This is a genomic window from Streptomyces calidiresistens (genome assembly GCF_014141525.1).
In the GTDB taxonomy this organism is placed as follows: Bacteria; Actinomycetota; Actinomycetes; order Streptomycetales; family Streptomycetaceae; genus Streptomyces; species Streptomyces calidiresistens.
The window spans coordinates 1-2492 of sequence record NZ_VKHS01000777.1; the positions used below are offsets into that span (position 1 = coordinate 1).

At 70.1% G+C, this 2492-nt stretch carries 1 protein-coding gene; it reads right to left on the reverse strand.

Annotated elements, in window-relative coordinates:
* Positions 1-1873: 1873 nt before the first annotated feature.
* Positions 1874-2344 (reverse strand): hypothetical protein, encoded by a 471-nt coding sequence (locus tag FOE67_RS22625; protein ID WP_182666691.1) that lies wholly within the window; start codon positions 2342-2344, stop codon positions 1874-1876.
* Positions 2345-2492: the final 148 nt, after the last annotated feature.

Here is a 2492-nt window from a genome sequence, read left to right on the forward strand (position 1 = left end):
GCCCTGACCCTCATCAACGGCGACCGCCCCAACACCGCACCTGCCCCCACAACGGGCTCCCGGCAACCCACTCTTTTGTAACCCTGACCTCGAGATACCATTCCGACGAACACCACTCACGACGACTACCCTGCTCCCCGCACATGCGGGGATGGTCCTGCCTGCACGATGCAGCTCATCCAGGGCGAGCCCTGCTCCCCGCACCCGCGGGAGGGTCCCTCGGCGTTGGCCTCACCAAGTGCCCTCGCTGCCCGTCCCGGACCAACTAGAATCGGTGCTCTGGGCCGACAACACCGCAGCTCGGAAAGCCTGCTCCCCGCACACGCGGGGATGGTCCTGGGTGATGGCCGAGGGCGCCATCTACGACATGCTGCTCCCCACACACGCGGGGATGGTCCGTACCACGGTGACCGGTAGCGGGACTTCGCCGACTGCTCCCCGCACACGCGGGGATGGTCCTGAGGGGACCTCGTGCTCCACCTGCACCAGCAGCCGCTCCCCGCACGCGCGGGGATGGTCTTTCCAGGGTGTTGGTGGACTTCTCGATCGTGGCCTGTTCTCCGCTTGTGCGGACCCCTCGGCCTGTCACCAACCTTTTTCCTCGGTCCGGCGGTGCTCTCGGAGTCGGTGAGGGCGCGTCGGTGGGCCCGGCGCGAGGGCAGCTCCTCCTCCTGGCCGTCCTCGAGGTCGGGGCCGGGGACTGTGGCCGGTTCGGTCCCGGTGCCGCTCCCCGGTATCCGGATCGGCGGTCCGCAGCGTCTCGATCAGTCCGGTGGCGGCCTTCTGTCCCGACGCCTCCCGCAGTTCCCCGGCGCCCCGGGTGGCCTTTTGGCGCAGCGGCCCGGGCAGTTCACGCCAATGCGCGGCCAACCGGTTCAGCCGGTCGATATCCCCGGTTCCGGTTCCGGCGGGCGTCGAGTCGGGGATTTGTTGATACCCTCACTCACCGGGCCGGTAGCCCCGGCTTTTCGCGTGGCCGATCCGGGGAAACGCCTCTGCCCCGGAGCACGCCGGTTTCGGCGGGGCCGGGTTTCATAAACGGCACCGGAAATGAGGTAGCCTCACGCCGTGTTCCGGTGGTCCCGTTACCGGTCCCGTACCGCGTTCCAATCCATATCCCGTTCCATGTTCCGATTCAGGTACCGACTCCGGTCCCCCTTCTCCTCGGGGCCGGGCGTGGTCAACCGCAGGCCGGGCCCCGAATTCGGCTGGGGCCGCACGCGAACAGGTCTCTCCCCGTACGGGAGAGAACCCGTTCTCCCGACACCCGGTGTCCGCTGGCCCGGCCGGGCCGGGACTGCCCGGTGAGGGTGTGCTGGTGGTGTACTGCCGGGTGTACCGGTGGATGTACCACCACCAGCACACCCGGCGGCCCCCTGATCTGCGGGGACGCCCGGTTTCGGGTTGTGACAGAAGCGGTGACCATACCCGTGTGGTGGTGGGGAGCGGGACGGCCCGGCCTCGGGTTCGGCCACGGCCTGGTCCTCGATGTCGGATCGGTCACGGAGTCGGCCACGCCTCTCGGTGGCCGTTTCCGCCCCGGCCACGGGTTCGGCCGGGACGTTGCGCAGCATCTGCCTGGCGGCCCCCGGATCGGCCACGGGCCGGCGTGCGGGGCCCGGTGCCGCTGGCGGCCCGCAGGCGGCCACACGGCCCCACAGCGGCCCGGCCGGGCCCGGCACGGCCGGGCCGGGCGGCTGCTGGGGCCACGGGGCGGCGTGTGGCCCCGGTGGCCGTTCTCCGGCCGATCGGCCACGCCCTGGTCCCCGCCGCCGGATCGGCCTTGGTTCGGGCTCGGGGGCGGTGGGGGGGAGTGGGCTGTGTCCCGGTCTTCCCGAAACCCCCGGGAAAGACCGGGATACCGATAGGGATGTCAGGTGTTGTAGCGCTCGATCTTCAGGACCCAGTTCTGCAGGCCGACGGTGGTGTTGGTGCTGGTCTTGACCTTCAGACGGGCGGTGACATCGCGCATGGCGAGATCGGGGGCGAAGTTGGCGGTGCGGATGAGGGTGTGGGAGGACCACTCGGGGTTACCGCGGGCGGTGACGAAGCGGTGGTTGTTGCTGACGGGCGCGGCCTGTTCGGTGTCGAAGAAGACTGTGGCGCTGACCACGCCGTTGTTGTCGGGATTGGAGGCCAGGGCCTCGGCGCTGAATGTCGCCACGAAGATCGCCCCGTAGGACGGGGTGTCCTGACCGACCCTCAGGTCGATGGTGGCGTCCGGTACCTCGACCCAGGTGCCACCGGGCGTGCTCTCCCACCGCTCCTCACCCCACACCAGGTAGGTGTGATCCGGGGCGCGGTTTAGGGTCAGGGAGGAGGTGGTGGGTGCTGCGGTGGTCATCTGCGTTCCTTTACCTGTGCATCGGGCGCGCCGGTGGTGCGCGCGTGGCCCCACCCTGGTCGGACCCGGTTCCCGATCTCCAGCCGGAGGAGTAAGGATCATCCGAACGGCGGACACCTCGGTACCCGGCCCCGGCCCCGGCCCCGGC

Bases quoted from the DNA above. Each gene is read 5' to 3' on its own strand.
- FOE67_RS22625 (WP_182666691.1), bottom strand. From the start codon at position 2,344: ATGACCACCGCAGCACCCACCACCTCCTCCCTGACCCTAAACCGCGCC.